This is a genomic window from Mesorhizobium sp. M0678 (assembly GCF_040320505.1).
GTDB lineage: Bacteria > Pseudomonadota > Alphaproteobacteria > Rhizobiales > Rhizobiaceae > Mesorhizobium.
In genome coordinates this window covers 197,309-221,578 of the sequence record NZ_JAMYPT010000005.1, presented here as the reverse complement: position 1 = coordinate 221,578, position 24,270 = coordinate 197,309, and the positions used below count along the sequence as shown (strand labels likewise).

The following is a 24,270-nucleotide window of genomic DNA, read 5'->3' as shown; positions in this document are numbered from 1 at the left end:
CCTATCCTTCCTGGGTTGCCAAATCCAGCAATTTGGGCTTGTGGCTGAATCAAGACGTCTTCTACGCAGCAGCAAGAAAGGGCGGATCAGAACCCTCCGCCTGGTGGCTGCGAACTCGATCGCATCAATGGCGGGAGGGATCCGCGCGGCGTCAAGCTCGTCGAGGCGATATATTTCAGCGGCGCGTTGAACCGCTCGGCGAAATCTCCGGTCTCCTTGGGCCACGAGCCGGCAAAGATCTCATAGGTCGTGTGCCCCAAAAGCATGGCGCCACTGTCGGCAAGCTCGACGTCCTTGAATTTTGCATTTCATCGTTCCAGGTCACGCCCGGCAGCTTCTCGACCTCGGCGATGCCATCGACGCTGATGAATTCGGTGACGATGAGTTTTCTCATGGGGTTCTCCTTTGTCAGAGGACGGATTGTGCTGGTCTTTTGCGACACGCTTCGTGAAATTGGCGCGGTGCTTTGTTGTTTTTAGAGATATCAGATGCGAGCGTCGACCTGATGTTCGCGCCAATTGATGACGCAGTCGAATCACCGCCAGCAAGCTGCAGCAGAGCCGGCCCCACATCCTGGTGCGCTCGGACGGGGTCGAAACACCACGTGCTCGATTTCATGAAGATCGAGGCGCTGATGAGCGAGGCGGCGGCTATCAAGGACGAGTTGAAGCGGGAGGTGGAGAAGGTGGTGGAGGCAAGGGGCGATAAGAGTTTGGCCCCTTGGGCTGCAGCTAGAGCCAAGGGATTTTTGCTCTCGCGTGATAGGGTCAATTCCGAAGTCCACAGCCTTCCGCGACCCGGCTAGAAATCTTAGCCAGTGAGACGGTTCGCATAGTTGTAGATAGTGTGTTTAAGTAGTCTTCAGAAATTCAGCTATCTCGATTTCTTTGGCTTTTGGAAATATCCAGCCGCCAAGTGTTCCATTCCATCTGCCCCCCATTTTCTTCAGTTCTTCTTTGATAGATTTTGTGTCTCCTTTCACTATAAAGGATTTTATTACGCCATCCTTCTCATAGTCCTCTATGAAGACGCGGCCTTTCTTAATGATTTTATTTAGCTCGACCGCCTTTTGTGCTACCGCTTTTACCGACGGTTTATTAGCCGGCGCTCCTGATATAAGATGCTCAATGTTTATTGAAATCTGGCGGAAAAGCTTTTCACGAAAATCGGTTATATTTTCATAGGATCCAGTTAGTCCCATTTTCTGCATCTTTTCTTCAAATTGGCGTAGAGATCGATACTGATCCAGATCCAACTTCTTCGCGTCAACCGGCTTTGAAGAAAAGTATAGCATTAACGGTTTTCCGTTCTTAATAAACCATTCGATCTCTTCTACCGTCCCGCTCTCACTGACGCCTGTAGGTGAGCCAATACGAGTCCAAAAAACTCCGATTAGCATGTCGCAACCACGTACGACCTGTTCGTTGATTATCGCCTGAGGTCTGCCACCCATCATTGGAGCTGAGTGGGTTTCCCACTTAATAGGGAGAAGGACCACCTTCTTCGCGTCGGCATTTATGTGGTTCCATTCGGCGATCACCTCAGGAATTGCGCGGCGCTCATCTTCAACATCACCAGGGCTGGCGACGAGGATTTTATATACTTGAGCTTCAAAAGGCATCTTGAATTCTCCCCCATTTCTGTTTTTCGCCGCGTCAATTTATCGATGATAATGGACTCTAGAAGATATTAGTAGTATATATGCGTATGTCATCTATTACGCAAAATATGCAGACGCGTGTCGAGTTCAAGCTGCATTTAGAAGTTGCTGCAACGTCGACGCCTCGCCATCGCTAATTCGAAGAATGACTTGCGGTGGGTGAAATCCTCTGCGGATCAGTCGAAGCTTTTCGATCGAGATCGGACGCCCGCGCTGCATATCCGCCAAAACCAATCCGATAGCCTCCGGAGCGCCGTCGAAGTAGATGTCGAACGATTCACGGTCTAAGCCGGCCAGATCGCCGCCTTTGGTCCACACCTCTTCTGGAAGACCACGAATAATCCTCTTTACGGTAGCTGATCCAATAACCGCACCAACCGGCCTCGTCGCGTAAATCCACAGCCGAGTACCGATGCTTATCAGAGGGATTCGTCGACGTAGCTCAATCGTCTTCTGGCCGGATAGAATCGCTTCAGCGAATTTGGGGCGAATCGAGATGATTGCTTCATTTGATTTTGCCACCGGGCCACCCGCAAGTGAGAATGAAAGTTATCTGCTCACTTGAAAGCGAGACGGCTGATACAAGGTTCGCACCACCAACGGCATCGAGCTTCTTCAACGTCTCGAAGCCCACAGGGCTTGGAAACGCCATGAGATTGTCGAATGTGGTCAGGAGCACGTCATCGGTTGCTGAAAAGCTCTCGACGCTATCGATCACCAATCGTTTGTCCGATTTGGAATTCAACTGGGATTTCGCAATAAGAATCGAATTGACGATTCGCGCGACAGCCACGGCAGCACCACGCCCATTACCCTTCCGCTTCGATTCGTAAAAGACGATTGGCATGCCAGCGCGCATCTGCCTCACAGTGCGGGGCGCATTGATGTAGCCGCGCGTAGAAAGAAAGGCCGCGTCACGGTTAGCGACGAATCCGAGGGTAGCCTGAACGGCGGTTCCTAACAGTTCATCAGCATAGGCGCGAGTGATCGGAACAATCACGCCACCGCAGCCTGGCCAAACGAATATCGTCGGACCTAACAGGTCTTCCAAAGCTGCTGCGCTAATCCACTTGGATGCTCCCGTGCGCGCCCGGATTTTGATTTCGCCGTTAGACAACGTCGATGCTGTGTCGGGAAGGACTAAACCTGTTCGACGTCGAACCTGTTGAGTCACCGTGGACCACGTATCCGCTGTGAGTGGTCTGCCCACAGCAATCTTGGAAAAGGTCGATGCATTGGCGGTTCGTTGAAAGCCGCGAGCGGTGGCCAGCTTGTTGACAATCGACTGGCCTGACAAATGGACCAATTCGACGGTCACAGGTGCGCTTTCACAAGAGTCACGAATGAGCGTGTCTAGAAGGTAGTCCGCAAAGAGTTCAGCGCCTTGGTGCTCATGTCGAACTTGCACGAACATCCGCGCAATAGGTTCAATACCTCTCGGAAGAAGGACAACTCCCGCGCCGACAACCCGATCGTCGCATCGGATCGCCCAACGCCGCACGCAAGCTGATGGTGATTGAGGATCGGCGAATTCCGAGGCGAGGGTACTTGGGGCCTTCACTTCTAAGAGATAGGCCGACAGTTGCGAAGCATTGATGGAGCCGGGCTCAAACCCTTCGCCACGAACCGACATCGAATTCGAAGTGAGAGGTTCTGGTGGGAGAAGGTCCAGGACCTCCTCAACCGTAGCTATGTCGATTCCGAACGTGGCTAGTAGTTCATTCCGCGCGTTCAAGATTGGGCCATCGCGAGTGATGAATGCCGAAGCCCGCGAAATCATGGCGTGCGCGACGTGATTGGCATCACTTCTAGCTTGGTCGGTTCCCACGCCCTTTGACTTCGGCTTTTCGAACACGGTATCGTAGATGCGCGCTGCCAGGGTCTCTAGTTCCGACGCATCGGGCTTAGGCAAACGAGGGAGTTGAAGCGCCATCTGAAGGACGGGATCCGCTGAAGTGCTGTTTGACGTTTTCCGAAGTTCAGCAACGAATTCATCTGCAACGGCAAGGCGGATCGTGTGACCAAGGGCTTCGCCAAAAAGTCGGCGAGCATGATCCGACTGGTGGCGTTGCCTCACAAGGTCGAAGTACACATTCAAGTCAAAGGCGAAGACCGGCACTTCACCGGGGCCACGACGTCGAACGCCAAGATCGATGCCTGTTCCGGATTGAGCCGACGCGAGCGTAAAAAGATTGTCTGTTTCGAGCTGGCGCGAATGAATGATGATAGTTCGGCCGCGTGCCAAGCCGCCGGAGCGCTCGCGAACCCGTTCGAACCCGTTTTTCGCGTAGAAGGCCAGCGCTGCGGGCAGATTCGAGGCCACATCAGCGCGGAGAGACAGAAAGCCAAGTCGCTCAAGCTCTGAAACAAACGCCTTCATCAAAGCGGACGCCGCGCCATTCTTCCGAAAGGCTGGGACCGCAGCAATCTGTTGAATCTTGGCGTTTGGGAACACTCCGCCATGAAGGAGATATCCTGCGAAGGTTCGGACACCGCTGTCTTCGACCAACGCGGCGATCAATCGTTGTCGCCCAATAGCCTCTTCGAAAGCCCTCCCTGGAAGGAAGCCAAGCGCGTCCTTTTCGGAGTCGGCCAAGGCTTGAATCGCCGATAGAAGTGGCGTCAGCGCTTTCGCATCGTGTTTGATGACGAATTGAAAGTGGCTCACCGTTCAATTCCGAGTTCAGCCGCCTTGTGGGCTCCTGTCGCGACGTAAAAAGTGTTTTCAGCGGAAGACTGTTGGGAGTTTAGATGCCGCGTCCCCGCGCCATATTCGAAGAAAGCGGCGACAATGTTTTGCATCTCGAACCTTGTCCGCGAATCATATCTTGCGCCTAGCCGCGCACCCCGCTCAAGTCATCACATTGATGACCAATACGAAAGATGTAATTGTTAGTATTTAAGTAACGTTTCGCCTGCGACATTGGCGCTAAGCGGGTGCCATGAAAAGGCAGCGCTGCGCACCTGATCAGAGATTAGGGTGGCCGTCCCCCCACCGCATCATCCCTCTTGCCTTACCCGAATTCTCATCCTAATCTCCCTCTGAGAAAACCTTTTCCCAAATCGCCCCGCATCCGCTGACTTCACCAATCAGCACCCAGCAGGCCCATAAGAGAAAAGCTTTTCCCACCTGGGAGGATCGATACCCAAATCATGTCGTCCGACGCGCAGCCAACGCCTGTATCCGCCAAGCAGCCGGTCACCCTCCGCGAGGTGGCGGCCATCGCCGGCGTCAGCGTGGCCACGGCGTCGAAGGCGCTCAACGGGCAGGGGCGGATGACTGCCGAGACGCGGACCCGGATTCGCGAGACGGCGCAGCGGCTTGGCTTTCGCCCGAACAGCCTGGCGCAGAGCCTGCTCAGGCGGCGCTCCTTTACCGTCGGGCTTTTGACCAACGACACCTATGGCCGCTTTTCGCTGCCGCTGATGGCCGGCGTTTCCGATGCGCTGGTCGATGCCGGCGTCTCGGTGTTTTTGTGCAATGTCGAGGACGACCCGCGCCTTGCCCAGCTGCATGTCGATGCCATGCTCGACAAGCGCGTCGACGGCATCATCGCCACCGGCAAGCGCATCGACCGCCATCTGCCGGTCGACCTCGCCAATCTCGGCATTCCGGCGATCTACGCCTTTACCGAGCCCGATCCCGGCGCCATCGCTTTCGTGTCCGACGATGCCGGCGGGGCGCGGCTGGCGGTCGAGCACTTTTGCCGGCTCGGGCGGCGGCGCATCGCCCATGTCAGCGGTCCGGCGAGCTTTGCCGTGGTGCATGCGCGGGCGCAGGCCTATCGCGCGGTGCTGGCCGAGAGCGGCCTGCCGGTCATGGAGCCGCTGCTCGGCCCGTGGTCGGAGGCCTGGGGGCATGAGGCGGTCAGAAAACTATTCGACGGCGACGACGGCACGCGCGAAAACCCCGATGCGGTGTTTTGCGGCAACGACCAGATCGCGCGCGGCGTCATCGACGCGTTGCGCGAGCGCGGTATTTGCGTGCCGGATGAGGTCGGCGTCATCGGCTTCGACAATTGGCAGATCGTCGCCGAGGCGACCCGTCCGCCGCTGACCTCGGTCGACATGAATCTCGCAGCACTTGGCCGCGAGGCCGGCCTTGCCCTGCTTTCGCTCGTCGGCGGCGAACCCGCCGAGCCGGGCATCAGAAAACTGCCGTGCCGGCTGGTGGTGCGTCAGTCATGCGGCCGTCCGCCGGACGGCTGAACGAAACGGGCCGTGTCGATAGTCACCCGCTTGGGGGCGCGGCTAAATTAGAACCATGTGGAGGAGAAGCATGAGAACCACCATTACCGGGCTCGCCATCGCCGCGAGCATCCTGGGCACGCTGGCAACAGCCGGCTCGGCCGCCGCCGATACCGCCAACATCTGGGTTCGCGCCGACGGCTCGAACTTCATGCCGCGCGTCGTCGATGCCTTCAACAAGGGGCATCAGAACCAGATCAAGCTCGACATCATCCCCAATGCCGAAATCATCCCGAAATACGGCGCTGCCGCCGCTGGCGGCACCGCGCCCGACGCGCTGTCGCTCGACCTGATCTATACGCCGTCCTTTGCTGCCGCCGGCCAGCTGGAAGACATCACCGACTGGGCGAAATCGCTGCCTTATTTCGCCAGCCTGTCGCCGGCGCATGTCAAGACCGGCACCTATAAGGGCCGCATCTACGGGCTGCCGTTCTCGGCCGATTCCTCGGTGCTGATCTGGAACAAGAAGCTGTTCAAGCAGGCCGGCCTCGACCCGGAAAAAGGTCCGACCAACTGGGCCGAGATCGAAGCCGACGCCGAAAAGGTCAATGCGCTCGGCGGCGACATCAAGGGCTTCTACTTCTCCGGCAATTGCGGCGGCTGCAACATTTTCACCTTCACGCCGCTGATCTGGGCCTCGGGCGGCGATATCCTCACCGAGGACGGCTCCAAGGCGACGCTGGACACGCCGCAGATGCGCGGCGCCATCGACCTCTACCGTTCGATGGTCAAGAAGGACCTGGTGCCTTCAGGCGCGCAGACCGACACCGGCTCCAACTTCTTTGCCGCCTTCGCCACCGGCAATATCGGCATCTCGCCGTCCGGCGCCTTCGCCATCGGCGCGCTCAACACGCAATATCCCGATATCGACTACGGCATCGCCTTCCTGCCGGGCAAGGATGGCGGCTGGTCGTCGTTTGCCGGCGGCGATAATTTCGTCGTCACCAAGGGCACCACCAAAGTCGCGGTGGTGAAGGAGTTCCTCGACTTCGCCTATTCGCTCGAGGGCCAGACCATCCTGGCGAAATACGGCAGCCTTCCGGTGCGCGGCGACATCGCCAATGAGGCGCTGAAGGAACTCGACCCGCGCTACAAGGTCGCCGCCGAAGCCATGGCCAAGGGCCGCACGCCCTATTCGGTGGTGTTCAACGACCTGATCAACTCGGCCAACGGTCCGTGGAACCAGATGATGAACGAGGTTTTCTTCGGCGAAGACGTCGACGGCGCCATCGCCAATGCGCAGGAAACGATGCAGTCGATTATCGATTCGGCGCCGCAGAAGTAAGGCGCCACCTCCCCCTCGAGGGGAGGTCGGACCGCAGGTCCGGGTGGGGTCGTTGCGGCAGTGCTCGACGTTTCTGTCGGCGCACTTCGCAGGCGACCCCACCCCCGCAGCCCCTTAACCTCCCCCTTGAGGGGAGGTCGGACCGCAGGTCCGGGTGGGGTCATCGCGGCAGTGCTCGACGCTCTTTTGATGTCGGCGCGCTTCGCGGAGGACCCCACCCCCGGCCTTCGGCCGGACCCTCCCCTCAAGGGGGAGGGGGACGTAGCGCTAACGGAAGACCACGGCATGACCACCATCACAGCAACCACCGCCGCGCCAGCGCGCGCATACAAACTGGTCGGCGCCGGCCGCCGGCAGTGGATCGGCCTGCTCTATGTCGCGCCGGCCGTCGCGCTTGTCGTCGTCTTCTTCATCGTGCCGCTTTGCATGACCGCCTGGATGTCGCTGCACAACTGGCCGCTGATGGGCGCGCATAGCTTTATCGGGCTCGACAATTACTGGGCGATCCTGCGCGATACCCGTTTCTGGAACGCGCTGAAGTTCACCGGCTACTACACGGTGGTGGTGACGATCGCGATCTTCGCCGTCGCCTTTCCGCTGGCGCTGTTCATCGAAAGGCCGCGGCAGCTGACCGGCTTCTACCGCACGTCCTTCTTCATGCCGGCGGTCATCGGCTTCGCCTCGGCGAGCCTTTTGTGGTCATGGCTGCTCAATGTCGATTCCGGCCTGTTCAGCCCGGCCGCCTTCGAGCTTGGCCTGACCGAGAAGAAATTCAACCTGCTGGCGACCTTCCAGCCGGCCTTCTGGTCGATCATCGCCATGGTGGTGTGGAAGGTGGCGGGCTTCACCATGATCATCCTGATGACCGGCCTGCAGTCGATCCCGCCGGATCTGCAGGAGGCGGCGATGATCGACGGGGCAGGGCCATTCGCGCGGTTCCGGGCGATTACCTTGCCCTTGATGCGCCGCACGCTGGCGCTGGCGCTGATCCTGTCGGTTGCCGGCTCGATCCTCGCCTTCGACCAGTTCTACATCATCCTGCGCGGCGGGCCGCGCAACCAGACGCTGACCGCCGTCTACTGGATCTTCAACCAGTCCTTCGTGTCGTTCAAGCTCGGCTATGGCGCAGCACTTTCGATGGTCCTGCTGGTCATCCTGGTGGCGCTCAGCCTGATCCAGCTGCGGCTGCTGCGCCAGCCCGAGGGGGTCGACTGATGGCGCAGGCAAGGAGCCGCAAACGCCGCATCGGCATGCAGATCGCCGAGCACTCGACCGGCATCATCGCGTCCATTCTGTTCCTGGCGCCGATCGCCTGGACGGTGCTTTCGGCCTTCAAGCCGGCGCAAGAGGCGCGCCAGCCGCCGCTGCCGCCGTGGCCGACCAGCGGCATCTCGCTCGAGAACTACGCCACGCTCAACACCTTCGGCGACGGCCTCTGGCTGCCGGCGCAAAACAGCATCTACGTCTCGGTGATGACGGTGGTGCTGTCGGTGATCGTCAGCGTGCTCGCCGGCTACGGTTTCTCGCGCTTCCGCTTTCCGCTGAAGAACCTGCTGTTCGTCGTCATCCTGTCGACGATCATGATCCCGTTCCAGTCGATCCTGACCCCGATCTTCCTGGTGCTGACCAAGATCGGTCTGCACAACACGCTGACCGGGCTGGTCTGCGTCTACGTCACGCTGCAGCTGCCGTTCTCGATCTTCATGATGCGCAACGCCTTCGATGCGGTGCCGCGCGAGATCGAGGAGGCCGCGCGCATGGACGGCGCCAACAACGTCACCATGCTGCTGAGGGTGATGCTGCCGCTGGTCTGGCCGGGCATCGTCACCATCGCGCTGTTTGCCTTCCTCGGCGCCTGGAATGAGTTTTTGGCGGCCCTCGTGCTGATGACCGACCAGTCCAAATTCACGCTGCCGATCATGATGACCGCACTCCAGTCCGGCCGCTTCGGCGCCATCGACTGGGGCGCCGTGCAGGCCGGCGTCACCGTGATGATGGTGCCGTGCCTGGTGCTCTTCCTGCTGCTGCAGCGCTTCTACATCCGCGGCCTGATGGCAGGGGCCGTGAAGTGACCAATCGAACCGAACCGGAGTAAATTGATGACCGCATCGCAATCCGCCAGTCAGGGCGTCAAGCCGAAACTCGCCTTCCGCCCGCTGCCCGTGCCGCAGGTCGATGTGCGCGGCTTCTGGGGCGACCGCGTCGATGCCGTCGCCTCGAAGACCGCCGGCATCCTCTATGACCGCTGCGTCGAGGCGCGCATGCTCGAGCAGATCGACCCGGACCGGCCATCGCCCGGCGTCGTCATTCCGTTCCACTCACCCTCGCCGGACGAGGCGGCGACCGCCGGCAACGAGTTCACCGGATCGACGGTGACGACGCAGATGTTCTGGGACTCGGATTGGGGCAAGACCATCGAGACCGCCGCCTACTCGCTCTACCGTCGCCGCAACGACGAGCTGGAGAAGAAGATCGACGCCGTCATCGACATGTACGGCAAGCTGCAGCAGCCCGACGGCTATCTGTCGAGCTGGTACCAGCGCATCCAGCCCGGCCTGCGCTGGACCAATCTGCGCGATTGCCACGAGCTCTATTGCGCCGGCCACCTGATCGAAGGCGCGGTCGCCTATTACCAGGCCACGGGAAAACGCAAGCTGCTCGACATCATGTGCCGCTATGTCGATCACATCGCCGAGACGTTCGGTCCCGAGCCCGGCAAGAAGAAGGGCTATTGCGGCCATGAGGAGATCGAGCTGGCGCTGGTCAAGCTGGCACGGGTGACGGGCGAGCGCAAATACATGGAGCTTGCCAAATATTTCATCGATCAGCGGGGACAGCAGCCGCATTATTTCGACGAGGAGGCGCGCGCCCGCGGCGCCGACCCCAAGGCGTATCATTTCAAGACCTACGAATACAACCAGTCGCACAGACCGGTACGCGAACAGGACAAGGTCGTCGGCCACGCTGTGAGGGCGATGTATCTCTATTCGGGCATGGCCGACATCGCCACCGAATATGGCGACGACACGCTGCGGGTGGCGCTCGACCGGCTGTGGGACGACCTCATGACCAAGAACCTCTACGTCACCGGCGGCCTCGGGCCGTCGTCGCACAATGAGGGTTTCACCGCCGATTACGACCTGCCCAACGACACCGCCTATGCCGAAACCTGTGCTTCGGTCGGCCTCGTGTTCTGGGCTAGCCGCATGCTCGGCATGGGCCCCAATGCGCGCTACGCCGACATCATGGAGCGGGCGCTCTACAACGGCTCGATCTCCGGCCTGTCGCTCGACGGCTCGCTGTTCTTCTACGAAAATCCGCTGGAGAGCCGCGGCGCCCACCACCGCTGGAAATGGCACCGCTGCCCGTGCTGCCCGCCCAATGTCGGGCGCATGGTCGCCTCGATCGGCAGCTATTTCTACGGCCTGTCGGACGACGCACTCGCCGTCCATCTCTATGGAAACGGCACGGCTCGTTTCGATATCGCGGACCGGCAAATAGAGCTCACCCAGACCAGTAACTATCCATGGGACGGCGCGGTCTCGATCTCTGTCGAACCGGAAGCTCCGACCGAGTTCACTTTGCACCTGCGCTTGCCGGCCTGGTGCCGCAAGGCAGCGCTCAAGGTCAACGGCGCCGATGTCGATCTGGCTGCCATCAGCAGCGACGGCTATGCCGCGATCCGCCGCGAATGGCGCAAGGGCGACCGGGTCGAGCTCGACCTCGAAATGGCCGTCGACCGCCTCTACGCCAATCCGCAGGTGCGGCAGGATATCGGCCGTGTCGCACTGGCGCGCGGCCCGCTGATCTATTGCGTCGAGGAGACCGACAATTCCAGCCAGCTGCACCGCATCGCTCTGCCGCGCACGGCCGACATCGAGGCGCATCAGCAGCCGAACCTTCTGGGCGGCGTCGTGACACTTTCGGCGATTGCCAAAAAGGAGGCTTTCGAAAACTGGGAAGAGGGGCTCTACCGCACCGAACCGCCGGCGGTCGAGGACGCGAAAATCACCGCCGTGCCGTATTTCGCCTGGGACAACCGCGACCCCGGCGAGATGCTGGTCTGGCTCAGGGACGAATGAAGCCCGATCGCAGCGCCCGACCGATCTCCTCGGCCACAAGTTCCTGCAACTGCCAGAGATTGCGGTCGCGGATGCCGCAGGCGTCGAGATGGCGAATGGTCTCGAACAGATATTCGGCGCCCGAACCCCAATGGCCGACGGCCGTGGCCAGGGTCGCCGCTATCGCTCGCTTTTCGAGCTTGCCGGCATAGCGCGGATTGGCGGGATCGACAACGAAACCAAGCGCTTGGCCCGTGCCGTCGCCCGTCCTGACCTGCAGCCAGCGCGGCACGTTGACGGCCGGCAGGATGGTCATCTCACGTCGCAGCAACGTTTCGAGATTGGCCCCCACTGGCTCGGCGATCTCGAATACCATGCCCTGACACTGGCCGCCGCGGTCGAGGGCCATCATCAGGCCGGGCTGCTCGATGGTGCCCCTGAAGCGCTGCACCGTAAAACAGAACGAACGATGCCAGCCCGTCGCCACGGCCCGTTCGCCACCCCTGACCTCGCCGGCCGGCTTCCACAGCAGCGAGCCATAGGCGAACAGCTTCACCGGCCCGCCCGGCGCGCCGGCCAGCACCTCGTCGCGAATGCGCGCGTAATCGGCATCGGTCATGTAGACCATGCCCGGCGTCGGCCCGGCATCCTCGACCGCACGCAAGGTGCGGGCGACCAGCGCCTCGGTCAGCGCCATCGGTTCTTGCGCGGCGAACGCCGTGATGCGGCGGAAATGACCTTGCTCATCCTCATGCTCTCAGCCTTGCCGCCATGTTGCCGAAGGCTGAAGGATTCTCAAGGGCCGAGTACACCAGCGCGGTATCGGGATTCGAACTATCGTGTCCAACAGCTTGACTGGCTTAGTGCGGAGGCTGATCTGGCCGGACGGTGTCGTTGCAGCCGTCAACATAGGGATGGACCGACCACCGGGAGCCGGGCCGGGCCTGTTGCGCCTTGGTGAGCGGATCCTGGGACTGCGCGTAGCCGTCCTGGTAGCCCCGAACGATTTCGTCGATATCGTCGGGCCAGTCGCCGTCCCATGGCCGTCCCAGAATCTGGGCCTGTTGGACCGGATGCAGTTCGTTGTGGCCTTCATGAAAGCTGTCGTGGATGTGTCCGGCATCATAGACCCACCGGCCGGTCACCCCCAGGATTGTCGCTCCGGTTCCATCGCCTTTGTTGGTCTCGATGCTGGGCAGGCCGGCGTCGCTCGGACTAGCGGTGTCCGAACTGCTGAAGGCCGCGCCGAGCAGCGAAGCGAGCAAGGCGAGAAGCGCCAATACGTAGGCGACGACCACGCCGACGCCCGACATGCATAGCGCCAGCGCTGCCAGGGCGGCGATCAGGGCGAGGATGTTGACGGTCTGCAGGTCATGGATCGATGCCCCTTCGAACTCCACATGCAGCGCCTCTGACTTTACTCCGGTCACCTTGTCCTCCGCCGGGTTCCCCGTGAACAGAAAGCCGTGCGAGGAGGTGATTGCGTTTTCGGCCATCAGATAGCCGAACGGGGCACTGGCGGCGGCAACGGCCTGGGAGACGCCCACCGGGTTGTTCGGCAGCAGCAAATTGAGGCTGTAGTCGGAGTCCAGGCTTCCTGGCCAGGTCTTCTCCGACGGCGGCTCGATGCTGATGACCATGCCGACGATACTCACCGGCTCGCCCAGGCAAACCAGCCGTTTGTTGAGCCACCAGTCGCAATAAGCAAGAATCCACACAATCTCAGTCACCACCAGCGCGATCGGTATGCACCACGGCTCGCCCATCGCGACCACCACCACGACCATCACGGCTGCGAATATGCCGCTGGTAATCGCCGCGCTGATGTACTGGTTGACCGAAATCACCTCGTCGGCGGTCGTGCACTTGGTCCAGGATTTGTCGTCGGTGGCCATCACGGCTCCAAGCTGCTGAGGACGGTCAAGGTGACGCCGCCGCTGGCGCGGTCACCCTCGTCAAATGCATTCAGATTGAGGGCTTGCCGGCCGGTCCAGCCGTCCGGCGGCGTGGCGACCGCCGTGATCGTCACCTGTTCGCCCGGCGCCAGCGACGGCAGGTCAGGCGAAATCTCGACCTTCCAGCCCGGCGGCAGGGGATGAGCCGACGGCAAGTGTGCCGCCAGCCGGCGCTTTTGCTCCGCCTTGGCGGTCTCTTCCGTTGGCTGCCGGTCGTCGCGACAGGGGCCGAGCGGCGGAATGGTGTAGGCATCGACGGTGAACCGGTACCGATGCGGCCGACGGGTAGCGTTGCGCAACTCGAATTGAAATGTTGCTGGCGACTGCGCCAGTCCGACATCGGTATTTTCTTGCCCGAGATTGTTGGCGAAGTTGGCGTCATCGGCCGGGTCGAGCAAAGCTTGCAGGCAATAGTGACCTGCTTGCCGCGGCGTATGCCAGTCGAAGGAGACGAACCCAGGCTGGCTGGCGGATCCGATCACCCCGACCGAGACCGGCCTGGTGGCTATCGGATTCGACACGGTTCCGATGCCAAACGACAGATAGGACAGATGGACCGGCATCTTGACGACGACGGCATCCGGGGAGGCGTTCCATACGCGAACCCGCACCTCGTAGTCGGTGTCCGCCTGCAACCTGCCGGCGGGAACGGGCACACCACCCTGGCGTAGCTCGATATCGGGATTATCCCAGGTGACCGCGAGACCAAGGCCGATCAGATAATACTGATCGTAGATCAGCGGGTCAGGCCGGCAGAAAGCAGGGTGATCGATCGGTACGCAATGCGCCCGGGACCCTTTCTGGTCGACCCGGCGGTCGCCCCCTAGCCGCCACCGGCGACAGAAACGGCGAGCCATCTCGATCAGTGCCGGAATCCAGGCGGAGAACAATGCTCGCAGGATTGCCGCTATTCCTCGCATCGACTTCCCCTCTGAAGCTAACGCAGGGCAACGCTCTGATAACAACGGGATTCGCGCGGCAACAGTGTATTGGAGTGTCAGACGACTGGTGCCGTTTGTACTCTGGTCAGACGAATAAAGCTGGGCTCGAACGGTACGCGGGCTATTTCCGCGCGAAGAAACCGCGCGCGAACTGCACGATGCGCTTGTGGAATGCGAGCGCCAATATTGCGACAACGGCAAGTATGTAGAGAGCTTCGGTCGATCCGTCGCCGCCGTCAGGTGAAATACCAAACCAACTCTCGATGAAATCCATGAACAGATTCCCTCCGCGCAAACTTGCGACCCATGTTCAGCATAGCTCTTCAGCTTGTCCCGGTGTCAAGTAGGGATGCATTGCCCATCCACATAAATCCAGCAAAGACCGTTTTGCCGAATTGTCTGCTGTCTGTCGATAAACCTGAGAATTTGCCTAAAGATTGGCTAAAAAATTGTCGCGGCTTATTGATGCACAACTGAAGGAAAGCTTTGTATCTCGGTCATTTCCGGGTCATTTTGTCGATCATGTGCGAACGATCCAGTCATGATGGTGTCGCCAAACAGGTCCGGACTTGTGCATGGACAGTACGCGGCCAACCACGATCAGAAGCGCGGGGTAGCCTGAAAAGCAGCCCGGCACGGCTCATTGGACGCCATTCGGCGGTCGTCTGGCCTGGTTTCAAATGTAGTCAGCTCTCGAGCGCGCCCGGCGGCGTCGTCACGCTGTCGGCTATTGACAGGAAAGAGGCGTTTGAAAATCACCGGCGGTCGAGGAAGCAAAAGTCACCGTGCCGTATTTCGCCTGGGACACCACGATTCCGGCGAGATGCTGGTCTGGATCAGAGCGTCCTGACCGGCAAGCTATCGTACCGGCCGAGCCTTAGCTGGGCCGGCCGGTACGCTTGCCGGCCTGACGAGGGCCGCCGTCAAGCAGCCGGTCGAATGTTTTGGTTCACCCGGAAGAGGTTGTTCGGGTCGTATTTCTTCTTCAGCGTAGCCAGGCGCTCATAGTTGTCGCCATAAGCCGCCTTGAGCCTTGCATCGCCCTCGTCATCCATCATGAAGTTCAGGTAGGCGCCACCCAGATCGAACGGATGCACGGCCTCCCAGTAGGCCTTGGTCCAGCGCGTCACCGGCCCCGCTTTCTGTGGGTCCGGATCGATCCCGGCGATGACCATCGACCAGGTCGCATCACGGTAATTCCAGGGTGTCTCGTCTTTGCCGACGCGATGGACCGCACCATCGATCGGGTAGAGGTGCATGAGCGATAGCTCGCTCGGCGTCTTCGCCGCCTGCTCGAGATGGGCGTCGATCGCCTCGTCGGACAGCGTCTTGACGAAATCGCCCCGCCAGTACCACTGCATTCCCTTCGGGTAGAGCCCATCGAACATGCTCTGCACCGCGGGATAGGGCATCGTTCCCATCCAGTTGAACCAGGGCGCGGGCAGCGCATCGAGCAGCGGGGCCAGCGCCTCTCTGCCCTTTTCCTCCGGGCCGTTGTAGCAGCACATCAGCAGACACATCCGCTTTCCCCAAAACTCTTCCGGGAAGGGTGCGCTCGAGAGGACGGTCTTGAGCCCGAGAAAGATCCCGAGTTCTTCGGGCGCGTTCGGCAGGAACTCGCGATAATGCTGCATGATGGTGCGGGCGTGGCGCTGATCCCATGCGATCGGCCCCGCAAAGACCATGCTGACCTGGTGGAGCTTGAACACAAAGCTGGTGACGATGCCGAAATTGCCGCCGCCGCCGCGAAGCGCCCAGAACAGGTTGGGGTTCCGCTCCTTACTGGCGGTGACGAAGCTTCCATCGGCAAGCACGACATCGGCCTCGATCAGATTGTCGATGGTCAGGCCATATTTGCGCGTCAGATAGCCATGGCCGCCGCTCAGCGTCAGTCCGGCGACCCCGGTGGTCGAGATGATGCCCGCCGGTACGGCCAGGCCAAAGGCATGGGTGGCATGGTCGAGGTCGCCCTGAGTGCAGCCCGGGCCCACCCGCGCCGTGCGGGCATCCGGATCGACGCGCACGCCGTTCATCGCCGACAGGTCGATCACCAGACCGTCGTCGCAGCTCCCCAATCCTGGTCCGTTATGGCCGCCGCCACGTACCGCAACCAGCAAATTGTTGTCGCGGCCGAAATTCACCGCTGTGATTACGTCGGCGACGTCGACACAGCGGGCGATGATCAGCGGCCGCTTGTCGATCATGCCGTTGTAGAGCTTGCGGGCCTCGTCATAGCGGGCGTCGCCGGCGTGGATGACTTCGCCTCGCAGGCTTGCTGCGAATTTGGTGATGTCTTCATCGTTCATGACATTCCTCCCTATTATTGGACCTGTCGGCCGGTCGATGAAACGCTAGTCTCGTCCGCTGTTCCCGCAAATGTCACATCGTCCATTTCTGTTGCCCGATCGTTCAGAGTAGGATTAGACCAGATGGATGGTTGCCCGGGCGGCCATATTGCCGGATAGTTCGATGCCTGACCGAAAAACTCGTTGTCAAAGGGAGTAGCCGATCGTTTCCGGAGGTGCAGTGCATGGATGTCCTTTCCGATGTGCTCCGAGCCGTTCGCCTCACCGGTGCGATCTATTTCGACGTCGACGCCAGCTCTCCCTGGGTTGGCGAGTCGCCGGGCACGGCCGACATTGCCGCCGCCGTCATGCCGGAGGCAGAGCACATCATTTCTTTTCATGCCGTGATGTCGGGCTCGTGCTGGGCCGCGCTGGGAGACGATTCGGTGCCGCCGGTGCTCGTGAACGCCGGTGATGTCGTTGTCTTCCCCGGTGGTGTTCCGAACGTGTTGAGCTCCTCGCCGGGGGCGCGGGGCGAACCCAATATGGCGATGTATTATCGGCCGATAGACGAGAGCCTGCCGTTCGCGGTGATCCATGGTGGCGGCGGAGACGAGCGGACCCGATTCATTTGCGGGTATCTTGGCTGCGATGCGCGTCCCTTCAATCCTCTCCTGGCCGCATTGCCGGCCATCCTGTGTGCCCGCAAGCCCGCCGATGGAAGCAGTTGGGTTATCGACCTTTTTCGGCTGGCGCTGGCCGAAGGCGGCAGTGGGCGGGCGGGCTGTGAAACGATACTCGCCAAGCTGAGCGAGCTGATGTTTGTCGAGATCATCCGCCGCCATCTCGAGACCCTCCCCGACGATTCGCGCGGCTGGCTGTCAGGCCTACGGGATCCACACGTCGGCGAGGCGCTCCGGCTCATCCACGCTCGCCCAAGGGAGGAATGGACATTGGACCGGCTCGCCCGCGAAGTAGGGCTCTCGCGCACGGCGTTTGCGAGCCGCTTTACCCACTATGTCGAGGTCTCCCCCATGCATTATCTTGCTCGCTGGCGTCTGCAACTGGCAGGACGCTTGCTCGAACGGCCCGAAATGAGCATCGCGCAAGCGGGTGCCGAGGTCGGCTACGAGTCGGAAGCCGCCTTCAATCGCGCCTTCAAAAAGTTCGTCGGCATTCCACCTGGCACCTGGCGAAAGGGACGGTCGGCGTTGCTCGAGGCTCAGAGATTGCCCGCTGGCGTCGTACAATAGGAAAGAACTGGCAGGGCGTTGACGCTTCGGTCTGCGTGCAGCGTCCCAATGCTCGAAAGCCCCTGGCACAAAGCGGTAGACGATGACCGGCCGCCGCGACGCTTTCGGCGAGGCGTGTCAGACTTCGCGCCTCAATCCTTCGCGCGCTCGACATAGGCGCCATCGGCCGTCATCACCACCACGCGGGTGCCGGCGCTGATGTGTGGCGGCACCAGGGTACGCACGCCGTTGGACAGCGTTGCCGGCTTGTAGGACGAGGACGCCGTCTGGCCCTTGGTCACCGGCTCGGTCTCGACCACCTCGAAAGTGGCGCGCTGCGGCAGTACCAGCGAGATGGCGATGTTGTTGTATTGCGAGATCTGCACCGGCATGCCTTCCACCAGATAGGGCGCCATGTCGCCGATCACGCTTTCCGGCACCGCGACCTGGTCGTAGCTCTCCGGATTCATGAAGTGAAAGCCTTCGCCGTCACGGTAGAGGAACGTGTGCTCGCGCTCCTCGACATAGGCGCGCTCGACCTGCTCGGTGGTGCGGTAACGCTCGGAAACCTTTACCCCGTCGGAGATACGCCGCATGTCGAGCTGGGTGACCGGCGTACCCTTGCCAGGATGAATGTTTTCGGCAAAGAGGATCACATAAAGCTTGCCGTCCTTTTCGACGACGTTGCCTTTGCGTAAGGAGCTGGCGATGACCTTCACGGGTTTCCATCCTGATAAAATTTGTTGGCGCAAATCGGCTGGAGAGGCCGTTGCGTGCGGCCTAGCGCATCTTGGCCGCAATCGCCAGCCCTCTGTGCAATTCCCCTGAAGCCGATGACCGCCGCCTCGCCGTGGTGGACGCCGCATGTCCACGCCGACCGCCGGCCGCGGCTGATCCTGCGCAATGCCATTGCCGCCGGGATGCGCGATTGGTTCGGCCGCCGCGACTTCGTCGAGGTGGAGACATCGGCCCTGCAGGTCTCGCCCGGCAATGAAGCGCACCTGTCGGCCTTTGCCACCGAGGCGATCGGGCCGGACGGGCAGCGCCAGCCGCTCTACCTCCACACGTCGCCGGAATTCGCCTGCAAGAAGCTGCTTGCCGCCGGCGAGGAGCGCATCTTCAGCCTCGGGGCTGTCTGGCGCAACCGCGAGCGCGGCCCCTTGCACCATCCTGAGTTCACCATGCTCGAATGGTACCGCGTCGGCGAGACCTATGAGAGCCTGATGCGCGATTGCGCCGAGCTCGTAGCGCTGGCGGCCGAACGGGCCGGAGCGAAGCGTTTTAGCTTCCGCGGCCGTGAAGCCGATCCGTTCGCCGAGCCGGAACGGTTGAGCGTCGCCGAAGCTTTCATGCGCCATGCCGGCATCGATCTGCTGGCGACGGTTGCAGCCGATGGCAGCACCGACCGCGCGGGGTTGCATGCCGCCCTGGTCCAGGCCGGATTGCGGACCGCGCCCGACGACAATTGGGCCGACCTGTTCAGCCGGGTGATGGTCGAAAAAATCGAGCCGGCGCTTGGGCAGGGGCGCAACACCATTCTTTTCGGATATCCGATCTCGGAGGCGGCATTGGCCCGGCCGAGCGCCGACGATCCGCGCACCGCCGAGCGCTTCGAGCTCTATTGCTGCGGCGTCGAACTCGCCAACGCCTTTGGCGAGTTGACCGATCCGGCCGAGCAGCGCCTGCGCTTTGCCGCCGAAATGGATGAGAAGCAGCGCGTCTATGGCGAACGCTACCCGATCGACGAGGACTTCCTCGCCGCGCTCGCCATCATGCCGCAGGCGAGCGGCGCCGCGCTCGGCTTCGACCGGCTGGTGATGCTTGCCACCGGCGCGCTCAGGATCGACGACGTGATCTGGACGCCGGTGGCCGCTTCCTGAGGGATTGTCGATCTCGCTCGCCGTTCATCCGCCTGCGGCCTGCGGTCCTGTTTCGGCGCTTGATGCACCCGGTTTGCCCGCTTCGCCATTGCAGAAGGCGCATCGGGACAATAGATGGTGCAGCAGCGGCTGCCCTTCAGCCGGCCGGAAATAACAGGATCATGCGCATGACCGATACGCTCGACGCAGCGAAACTGACCGATCGCGTCGCGGCCCTGGTCGAGGCTGCCAAACGGGCCGGCGCCGATGCCGCCGATGCCGTTGCGGTACGCGGCCGCTCGACCGGCGTGTCGGTGCGGCTTGGCAAGGTCGAAGGCACAGAGGCGTCCGAGAGCGAGGACGTCTCGCTGCGCGTCTTCGTCGGCAAGCGGGTAGCGAGCGTTTCGGCAACGGCGGCATCCGACCCCAATATGCTGGCCGAGCGCGCCGTCGCCATGGCCAAGGTGTCCCCCGAAGATCCCTATCAGGGCCTCGCCGACCCGGCCTTGCTGGTCAAGAAACCGCGCGACCTCGATCTGTTCGACGCCACCGAGGTGTCGGCGGACCAGTTGAAGGAAGCAGCGCTTGCCGCCGAAGCGGCGGCGCTTGCCGTCAAGGGCGTCACCAATTCGGCCGGCAGTGGCGCCAGTGCCGGGCTCGGCGGCCTGGTGCTCGCCACCTCTCACGGCTTCGTCGGCCATTACGTCGCCTCGCGTTTTTCACGCTCGACCAGCGTGATCGCCGGCGAGGGCACCGGCATGGAGCGCGACTACGAATTCTCCTCGCGCCAGCATTTTTCCGATCTCGACGCGCCGGAAGACATCGGCCGCAAGGCCGGTGAGCGCGCCGTACGCCGCATTGGCGCGCGCAAGGCGGCGACCGGGCCTGTCGACGTGGTGTTCGATCCGCGTGTGGCGCGCGGCATTGCCGGCCACCTTGCCGGCGCCATCAATGGCGCCGCGGTCGCGCGCAAGACCAGCTTTCTCCGCGACATGATGGGCAAGAAGGTGGCTTCGGCCGCAATCACCGTCACCGACGAGCCGCTCCGGCGCCGTGGACAGGCCTCGCGCCCGTTCGACGGCGAAGGCGTCGAGGGCGAAAAACTGTTCATGGTCGACAAGGGCGTGCTCAACCACTGGTTCCTGTCGACTTCGGCGGCTCGGGAACTCGGCCTCGTCACCAATGGGCGCGGCTCGCGCAGCGGCTCGTCGGTCTCGCCGTCGTCGACCAATCTCGCCATCGAGCCCGGGGAAAATACGCCGGAAGAGCTGATCAAGTCGCTCAAGACCGGCTTCTACGTCACCGAAGTATTCGGCCAGGGCGTCGACATGGTGACGGGCGAATATAGCCGCGGCGCTTCCGGCTTCTGGATCGAAAATGGCGAGCTGGCCTATCCCGTCGCCGAGGTGACCATCGCCTCCAATCTGAAGACGATGTTCCTCAACATGGTTCCGGCGAGCGATCTCGACCGCAATTTCGGCACTGCCGCGCCCACGCTTTTGATCGAAGGAATGACCCTTGCCGGAGCTTGACCCGGCCGTCTCGGCCGGCGCTACTGAAGACCTGCAGCTGTTGCGCGATGCCGCCCGCGAGGCGGGACTCATCGCCATGCAGTACTTCAACAACAATCCGCAGGTGTGGATGAAGGGCGGCACCTCGCCGGTCAGCGAAGCCGATCACGCCGCCGACAAATATCTGCGCGAGACCTTGCTGGCGGCCCGGCCGGATTATGGCTGGCTGTCGGAGGAAACCGTCGACGACCCGGTAAGGCTCGTCGCGCGCCGCACCTTTGTCGTCGATCCGATCGACGGCACGCGCGGCTTCCTCGAAGGGCTGCCCACATGGTGCGTCAGCGTCGCTGTGGTCGAGAACGGCCGAACGCTTGCCGGCGTGCTCGACTGCCCGGCGAAGGGCGAAATCTATTGGGCGCTGCCGGGCGAGGGCGCGTTCCTGAATGGCAGGCGCATCAGCGTGCGTCCGCCGTCGGAAACGGCCGAAATCGCCGGACCGAAGGCGATGATCGACCTGATGCCGGCGAAATGGCACAAACGGCTGAAGCGCGTGCTCTATATTCCTTCGCTCGCCTACCGGCTGGCGATGATCGCCGGCGGCCAGCTCGATGCCACCTTCGTCAAGGCCAACGCGCATGACTGGGACATCGCCGCGGCCGATCTCATCCTGCGCGAGGCAGGCGGCGCCTTGCTCGATCGGCATGGCCGCGCGCCGCTCTATGCCGGCGAAGTGATCCGTCACGGACCGCTCGCCGCCGGCAGCGGCGAACTCCTCGCCGTGCTCGCCGGCGTCATCGCCGGGCTGGACAATTGACCACTATCAATAGTTCCAAAGTCGGCGGCTTTGGTCTAGACCTGTCCCAAACTCACGATATGTGAAGGATCGACATGGCCGCTGAAGACGGAAAGAAACAGCTTTTGCACCTGGTGTTCGGCGGCGAACTCAAGAAGCTGGGCGGCACCGAATTCCGCGATCTCGACGCGCTCGATATTGTCGGCATCTATCCGGACTATCAATCGGCGCACGCCGTCTGGAAGGCCAAGGCGCAAGCTAGCGTCGACAATGCCCATATGCGCTATTTCGTCGTTCACCTGCACCGCCTGCTCGACCCCGAAAACAAGGCTGTCGGTTGACATCGATGAACCATGAAGCGGTCAAGCGATCAGCCCCGCGGTCGGCGGTCAGACGTCGCAAGCCGAAGACGTTCTGGCGCAAGATCCGCGAACCGCTGGCGCAGTCGCGATTCGTCAAGAATGCGCTTGCCGCGCTGTTTGCGTATTTCGTCCGCCTTGTCCGCTTGACCAACCGCATGGTCGACGGATCGGCCAAGTTTTCCGGCGGCGCCTATGCGCAGCTCGAGCCTGGCATCATCGCGCTCTGGCACGGCCAGCACCTGCTGACCCCGGCCTACTATCCCAAGGGACGGCCGCTGGTTGCCATGGTATCGCGCAGCGCCGATGCCGAGCTCAACGCGCTGATGGTCGAGAAATTCGGCATCGAGGCGGTGCGCGGCTCTGGCGGGCGCGAAAGCGCAAGGCATCTCGACAAGGGCGGGGCCAAGGCGCTCATCGCCCTCAAAAAGTCGCTCGCCACCGGCAAGAATGTCGCCATGATTGCTGATATTCCCCACGGCACGCCGCGCGATGCGGGGCTCGGCGTCGTCCTTCTGGCGCGGCTGTCCGGCCGGCCGATCCTGCCTGCCGCGATAGCCACCAGCCGCCGCAAGGTGATCGAGGGCAGCTGGGACAAGACGACGATCAACTTGCCCTTCGGCCGCTCCTCGATTGTCGTCGGCACGCCTGTCTTCGTGCCGGCCAACGCCGACGCCGCCGAAATGGAACGCAAGCGCCAGGAGGTCACGGCCTCGCTTAATGCCGCGACCGCCGAGGCCTATCGCCTTGTGGACGGTTCGAAATGAGTGTGCGCTGGGCGCGCGCCTTCCTGACCGCATACCGTTTCGCGGGGGCGGCCGCCTACCCGTTGGCCGGGCCTTATGTCGCCTGGCGCACTTCCAGAGGCAAGGAGGATCGCATTCGCCGGCGCGAACGCTACGGCGTCGCCGGACGCGAGCGCCCCGAAGGCCCGGTGATCTGGATCCATGCAGCCAGCGTCGGCGAGACCATCGCCGTCGTGCCGCTGGTCGAGAGCATTCTCGATTACGGCGTCAACATCGTGCTGACGACGGGCACGGTCACCTCGGCGCAGGTCGCCGAAGAACGGCTGGGCGACCGCATCATCCACCAATATGTGCCGCTCGACCTCAAGCCGGCGGTCAGCCGCTTCCTCGACCATTGGCAGCCGGACCTGGCGATCATCGCCGAATCGGAGATCTGGCCGATGACCATCCTGGAACTCGGCGCCCGCCGCGTGCCGCAGGTTCTGGTCAACGGCAGGCTGTCCGACCGCTCTTTCAAGTCCTGGAAGAAGCGCGCCAACATTGCCGAAGCATTGTTCGAAAATCTCGCCCATGTCGTCGCCCAGTCGGATCTCGATGGCGAGCGCTTCCTTTCGCTCGGCGCCCGGCCGGTCACTGTATCCGGCAATCTCAAGGTCGACACCGCGCCGCCGCCGGCCGACGAGCGGGCACTGGCGGCGCTGAAACGCCAGATCGGCGGCCGCCCGACCTGGGCGGCGATCTCGACCCATGACGGCGAAGAGGCGGTCGCCGCCGAAGTTCACGCCATGCTGCACAAGCGCCACCACGGGCTTTTAACGATCATCGTGCCGCGCCATCCCGATCGCGCCGGGCAGCTGGCCGCCCAGATTTCCGGCATGGGCCTGAAGCTGGCGCAGCGCAGCAAGGGCGACAGGATCACCGCCGACACCGATATTCTGCTCGGCGACACGATCGGCGAGATGGGGCTTTATCTGAGGCTGACGGAAATTGCCTTTGTCGGCCGTTCGCTGACTTCCGAGGGCGGCCAGAACCCGCTGGAACCAGCCATGCTGGAGACCGCGGTGCTTGCCGGCCGCAACGTCCAGAATTTTCGCGAGGCCTATCAGCGCCTGCTCGATAGCGGCGGCGCCAAGCTGGTGCGCGACCGCGATATGCTGGCCGGCGCCGTTAATTTCCTTTTGACCAACGAGGCGGCCCGCCATGAGATGATGGCGGCGGGTGCGGCGACGGTCGACGAGATGCGCGGTGCGCTGGCGCATACGCTCAGGTCGCTCGAGCCCTATATCCAGCCGCTGGTCGTCAAGTCGCGCCTGAAGGGCGCGAACGGGCGCTGAC

At 62.0% G+C, this 24,270-nt stretch carries 22 protein-coding genes and 1 pseudogene; 14 read left to right on the top strand and 9 right to left on the bottom strand.

What is annotated here, in order from left to right:
- Positions 1-38 precede the first annotated feature (38 nt).
- Positions 39-479, top strand: coding sequence for a hypothetical protein (locus NKI29_RS12200; protein ID WP_352796349.1), 441 nt, complete (start codon positions 39-41; stop codon positions 477-479).
- Between the two features lie 125 nt (positions 480-604).
- A complete protein-coding gene (locus NKI29_RS12195) occupies positions 605-805 on the top strand; it encodes a hypothetical protein (protein WP_352796346.1) in 201 nt (66 codons plus the stop codon).
- A 45-nt stretch (positions 806-850) separates the two neighbouring features.
- On the opposite strand, the gene NKI29_RS12190 is transcribed toward NKI29_RS12195, so the two are convergent.
- From NKI29_RS12190 to NKI29_RS12180, 3 genes are all read right to left on the bottom strand, one after another.
- Entirely contained in the window at positions 851-1,621 is a 771-nt protein-coding gene (locus tag NKI29_RS12190) for a DUF4062 domain-containing protein (RefSeq protein WP_352796344.1), read from the bottom strand.
- A 126-nt stretch (positions 1,622-1,747) separates the two neighbouring features.
- A complete protein-coding gene (locus NKI29_RS12185; RefSeq protein WP_352796342.1) occupies positions 1,748-2,182 on the bottom strand; it encodes an ASCH domain-containing protein in 435 nt (144 codons plus the stop codon).
- Positions 2,166-4,328 (bottom strand): GNAT family N-acetyltransferase, encoded by a 2,163-nt coding sequence (locus tag NKI29_RS12180; RefSeq protein ID WP_352796340.1) that lies wholly within the window; start codon positions 4,326-4,328, stop codon positions 2,166-2,168. Before NKI29_RS12180 ends, NKI29_RS12185 begins: the two co-directional genes overlap by 17 nt.
- Positions 4,329-4,813: 485 nt before the next feature.
- Here NKI29_RS12180 and NKI29_RS12175 point away from each other — a divergent pair, with 485 nt between their 5' ends.
- The 5 genes from NKI29_RS12175 (at position 4,814) to NKI29_RS12155 (ending at position 11,275) form a co-directional block, all read left to right on the top strand.
- Positions 4,814-5,869 (top strand): LacI family DNA-binding transcriptional regulator, encoded by a 1,056-nt coding sequence (locus NKI29_RS12175; RefSeq protein WP_352796337.1) that lies wholly within the window; start codon positions 4,814-4,816, stop codon positions 5,867-5,869.
- 70 nt (positions 5,870-5,939) lie between these two features.
- The gene (locus NKI29_RS12170; RefSeq protein WP_352796335.1) at positions 5,940-7,193 is read left to right on the top strand and encodes an ABC transporter substrate-binding protein; all 1,254 of its coding nucleotides are present in this window, start codon (positions 5,940-5,942) and stop codon (positions 7,191-7,193) included.
- A 285-nt stretch (positions 7,194-7,478) separates the two neighbouring features.
- Positions 7,479-8,408 carry a carbohydrate ABC transporter permease gene (locus NKI29_RS12165; protein ID WP_352796332.1) on the top strand — a complete coding sequence of 310 codons (930 nt, stop codon included), beginning with the start codon at positions 7,479-7,481 and terminating at the stop codon, positions 8,406-8,408.
- Complete coding sequence (locus NKI29_RS12160; RefSeq protein WP_254817449.1) at positions 8,408-9,265, top strand: carbohydrate ABC transporter permease; 858 nt, start codon at positions 8,408-8,410, stop codon at positions 9,263-9,265. Before NKI29_RS12165 ends, NKI29_RS12160 begins: the two co-directional genes overlap by 1 nt.
- 27 nt (positions 9,266-9,292) lie before the next feature.
- On the top strand, positions 9,293-11,275 hold the full coding sequence (locus tag NKI29_RS12155) for a glycoside hydrolase family 127 protein (protein WP_352755963.1): 1,983 nt from the start codon (positions 9,293-9,295) through the stop codon (positions 11,273-11,275).
- Here the strand turns inward: NKI29_RS12155 and NKI29_RS12150 are convergent.
- From NKI29_RS12150 to NKI29_RS12130, 5 genes and pseudogenes are all read right to left on the bottom strand, one after another.
- Positions 11,262-12,001, bottom strand: a pseudogene (locus NKI29_RS12150) (gamma-glutamylcyclotransferase). The gene NKI29_RS12155 and the pseudogene NKI29_RS12150 overlap by 14 nt on opposite strands.
- 113 nt (positions 12,002-12,114) lie before the next feature.
- Entirely contained in the window at positions 12,115-13,149 is a 1,035-nt protein-coding gene (locus NKI29_RS12145; RefSeq protein WP_352593077.1) for a hypothetical protein, read from the bottom strand.
- Positions 13,149-14,129 (bottom strand): hypothetical protein, encoded by a 981-nt coding sequence (locus NKI29_RS12140; RefSeq protein ID WP_023674370.1) that lies wholly within the window; start codon positions 14,127-14,129, stop codon positions 13,149-13,151. The genes NKI29_RS12145 and NKI29_RS12140 overlap by 1 nt, the downstream gene beginning before the upstream one ends.
- A 142-nt stretch (positions 14,130-14,271) precedes the next feature.
- Positions 14,272-14,424 carry a hypothetical protein gene (locus NKI29_RS12135; protein WP_352578310.1) on the bottom strand — a complete coding sequence of 51 codons (153 nt, stop codon included), beginning with the start codon at positions 14,422-14,424 and terminating at the stop codon, positions 14,272-14,274.
- Between the two features lie 649 nt (positions 14,425-15,073).
- Positions 15,074-16,456, bottom strand: a complete 1,383-nt coding sequence (locus tag NKI29_RS12130; RefSeq protein ID WP_352796330.1) for an FAD-binding oxidoreductase — start codon at positions 16,454-16,456, stop codon at positions 15,074-15,076.
- A gap of 224 nt (positions 16,457-16,680) precedes the next feature.
- On the opposite strand from NKI29_RS12130, the gene NKI29_RS12125 reads away from it, so the two are divergent.
- Entirely contained in the window at positions 16,681-17,688 is a 1,008-nt protein-coding gene (locus NKI29_RS12125) for an AraC family transcriptional regulator (RefSeq protein ID WP_023674373.1), read from the top strand.
- 131 nt (positions 17,689-17,819) lie between these two features.
- On the opposite strand, the gene efp is transcribed toward NKI29_RS12125, so the two are convergent.
- Complete coding sequence (gene efp, locus NKI29_RS12120; protein ID WP_352569791.1) at positions 17,820-18,386, bottom strand: elongation factor P; 567 nt, start codon at positions 18,384-18,386, stop codon at positions 17,820-17,822.
- Positions 18,387-18,500: 114 nt separating this feature from the next.
- On the opposite strand from efp, the gene epmA reads away from it, so the two are divergent.
- The 6 genes from epmA to waaA all read left to right on the top strand — a co-directional run bounded on the left by epmA (position 18,501) and on the right by waaA (position 24,269).
- A complete protein-coding gene (gene epmA, locus NKI29_RS12115; protein WP_023674375.1) occupies positions 18,501-19,547 on the top strand; it encodes an EF-P lysine aminoacylase EpmA in 1,047 nt (348 codons plus the stop codon).
- Positions 19,548-19,714: 167 nt separating this feature from the next.
- Positions 19,715-21,058: a TldD/PmbA family protein gene (locus tag NKI29_RS12110; protein ID WP_352457105.1), complete on the top strand. Its 1,344-nt coding sequence runs from the start codon at positions 19,715-19,717 to the stop codon at positions 21,056-21,058.
- Complete coding sequence (locus tag NKI29_RS12105) at positions 21,045-21,851, top strand: 3'(2'),5'-bisphosphate nucleotidase CysQ (protein WP_352569792.1); 807 nt, start codon at positions 21,045-21,047, stop codon at positions 21,849-21,851. The genes NKI29_RS12110 and NKI29_RS12105 overlap by 14 nt, the downstream gene beginning before the upstream one ends.
- A 74-nt stretch (positions 21,852-21,925) precedes the next feature.
- A complete protein-coding gene (locus NKI29_RS12100; protein ID WP_023674378.1) occupies positions 21,926-22,171 on the top strand; it encodes a DUF4170 domain-containing protein in 246 nt (81 codons plus the stop codon).
- Between the two features lie 5 nt (positions 22,172-22,176).
- Positions 22,177-22,956 carry a lysophospholipid acyltransferase family protein gene (locus NKI29_RS12095; RefSeq protein WP_023717166.1) on the top strand — a complete coding sequence of 260 codons (780 nt, stop codon included), beginning with the start codon at positions 22,177-22,179 and terminating at the stop codon, positions 22,954-22,956.
- On the top strand, positions 22,953-24,269 hold the full coding sequence (waaA, locus tag NKI29_RS12090) for a lipid IV(A) 3-deoxy-D-manno-octulosonic acid transferase (protein WP_352474386.1): 1,317 nt from the start codon (positions 22,953-22,955) through the stop codon (positions 24,267-24,269). The genes NKI29_RS12095 and waaA overlap by 4 nt, the downstream gene beginning before the upstream one ends.
- Position 24,270 lies beyond the last annotated feature (1 nt).

What these genes read in the sequence shown, in the direction of transcription:
- waaA (WP_352474386.1), top strand. Translation starts at nt 22,953, where the DNA reads ATGAGTGTGCGCTGGGCGCGCGCCTTCCTGACCGCATACCGTTTCGCG.
- epmA (WP_023674375.1), top strand. Translation starts at nt 18,501, where the DNA reads ATGACCGCCGCCTCGCCGTGGTGGACGCCGCATGTCCACGCCGACCGC.
- NKI29_RS12170 (WP_352796335.1), top strand. Translation starts at nt 5,940, where the DNA reads ATGAGAACCACCATTACCGGGCTCGCCATCGCCGCGAGCATCCTGGGC.
- NKI29_RS12100 (WP_023674378.1), top strand. Translation starts at nt 21,926, where the DNA reads ATGGCCGCTGAAGACGGAAAGAAACAGCTTTTGCACCTGGTGTTCGGC.
- NKI29_RS12140 (WP_023674370.1), bottom strand. Translation starts at nt 14,129, where the DNA reads ATGCGAGGAATAGCGGCAATCCTGCGAGCATTGTTCTCCGCCTGGATT.
- NKI29_RS12110 (WP_352457105.1), top strand. Translation starts at nt 19,715, where the DNA reads ATGACCGATACGCTCGACGCAGCGAAACTGACCGATCGCGTCGCGGCC.
- NKI29_RS12190 (WP_352796344.1), bottom strand. Translation starts at nt 1,621, where the DNA reads ATGCCTTTTGAAGCTCAAGTATATAAAATCCTCGTCGCCAGCCCTGGT.
- NKI29_RS12155 (WP_352755963.1), top strand. Translation starts at nt 9,293, where the DNA reads ATGACCGCATCGCAATCCGCCAGTCAGGGCGTCAAGCCGAAACTCGCC.
- NKI29_RS12135 (WP_352578310.1), bottom strand. Translation starts at nt 14,424, where the DNA reads ATGGATTTCATCGAGAGTTGGTTTGGTATTTCACCTGACGGCGGCGAC.
- NKI29_RS12125 (WP_023674373.1), top strand. Translation starts at nt 16,681, where the DNA reads ATGGATGTCCTTTCCGATGTGCTCCGAGCCGTTCGCCTCACCGGTGCG.
- NKI29_RS12095 (WP_023717166.1), top strand. Translation starts at nt 22,177, where the DNA reads ATGAACCATGAAGCGGTCAAGCGATCAGCCCCGCGGTCGGCGGTCAGA.
- NKI29_RS12145 (WP_352593077.1), bottom strand. Translation starts at nt 13,149, where the DNA reads ATGGCCACCGACGACAAATCCTGGACCAAGTGCACGACCGCCGACGAG.
- NKI29_RS12160 (WP_254817449.1), top strand. Translation starts at nt 8,408, where the DNA reads ATGGCGCAGGCAAGGAGCCGCAAACGCCGCATCGGCATGCAGATCGCC.
- NKI29_RS12165 (WP_352796332.1), top strand. Translation starts at nt 7,479, where the DNA reads ATGACCACCATCACAGCAACCACCGCCGCGCCAGCGCGCGCATACAAA.
- NKI29_RS12175 (WP_352796337.1), top strand. Translation starts at nt 4,814, where the DNA reads ATGTCGTCCGACGCGCAGCCAACGCCTGTATCCGCCAAGCAGCCGGTC.
- NKI29_RS12130 (WP_352796330.1), bottom strand. Translation starts at nt 16,456, where the DNA reads ATGAACGATGAAGACATCACCAAATTCGCAGCAAGCCTGCGAGGCGAA.